This is a genomic window from Candidatus Thermoplasmatota archaeon (genome assembly GCA_022848865.1).
Classification (GTDB): domain Archaea; phylum Thermoplasmatota; class Thermoplasmata; order RBG-16-68-12; family JAGMCJ01; genus JAGMCJ01.
In genome coordinates this window covers 1-533 of record JAJISE010000125.1, presented here as the reverse complement: position 1 = coordinate 533, position 533 = coordinate 1, and the positions used below count along the sequence as shown (strand labels likewise).

Annotated in this window: 1 protein-coding gene; it reads left to right on the top strand. The window is 59.3% G+C overall.

The genetic code is table 11. The features are described 5' to 3' along the window. Positions 1-533, top strand: a 533-nt coding sequence (locus tag LN415_10000) for an NADH-quinone oxidoreductase subunit M (GenBank protein ID MCJ2557406.1), incomplete at both ends; no start/stop codon positions are given.

Here is a 533-nt window from a genome sequence, read left to right as displayed (position 1 = left end):
CTCTCCACCGTTCTCCTGCTCGGCATCGTCGCGCCGGGGAGCGTCGAGCTCACGTCCATATCTGCTGGCGGACAAGAGTTCCTCGCCTATGAGAAGGCGGAGTGGATCCCGCAGGCGGGCATATCCTTCGAGTTCGGCGTGGACCAGCTCTCGGGGCCGCTCGTCTTCCTAACATCGCTCCTCACGACTCTCGGCATGATATTCTCCTGGGGCGAGAAGCACAGGACGAAGGAGTTTTTCGCGATGCTCCTGTTCATGCAGGCGACCGTTGCGGGCGTCTTCGTCTCGCTCGACCTGTTCCTGTTCTTCGTCTTCTGGGAGGGCGGCCTCTTGCCGATGTACTTCCTGATCGCCGTCTGGGGCGGTCCCAAGAAGAAGTACGCGTCCATGAAGTTCTTCCTGTTCACGCAGGCCGCGAGCCTGCTCGTGCTGCTCGGGATACTCGTCTTCTACTGGATGTCCGGGACTTTCAGCATCGTTGAAATCATGGATCAAGGACAGGTGATCCCGCTAGGACTTTACACGGACCTACT